The following is a 507-nucleotide window of genomic DNA, read 5'->3' as shown; positions in this document are numbered from 1 at the left end:
CCACAGGCGTCATGGCCATCAGCTGGCGCCTGACCATCCACAGGTTCGACAGCGCAAACAGCGTCTTGATCTGCGCTGTGTTCTTCGCCAGCCCCTTGTAGCGCACTTTCACATAACCGAACTGACGTTTGATCACTCGAAAGGGATGTTCTACTTGTGCGCGAATCTGTGACTTGAGCTTTTCAAGCTTCTGCAGCGCACGCTTATATCGGCTAGGTTTCATCGCCTTGATCGCACCGCGCTTCCCGGCAATGTGCCATGCCAAGCGCCTGCTTGGCACACGCTTGGCTGCGCCGGTATAGCCGGCGTCAGCGTGCACGGACGTCTCCTCGCCATGTAGCAAGTTCGCGACCTCCACGACATCGGCCACGTTGGCCGCCGTGCCCGTGACAGTGTGCACCAAGCCACAGCCAAGATCGACACCAATATGCGCCTTCATGCCGAAGTAATATTGGTTGCCTTTCTTGGTTTGATGCATCTCCGGATCTCGCGTCCTCTCCTGATTTT

Annotated in this window: 1 protein-coding gene; it reads right to left on the bottom strand. The window is 56.8% G+C overall.

The genetic code is table 11. From position 1 onward, the window contains the following. On the bottom strand, positions 1-507 hold a 507-nt coding region (locus tag AC4HNJ_RS21580; RefSeq protein ID WP_490481677.1), incomplete at both ends, for an IS5 family transposase.

The sequence above is a fragment of the Dyella sp. SYSU CM1112 genome, from assembly GCF_058216415.1.
Note: the sequence above shows the minus strand (reverse complement) of the source record. Positions and strands in the feature narration are given on the sequence as shown.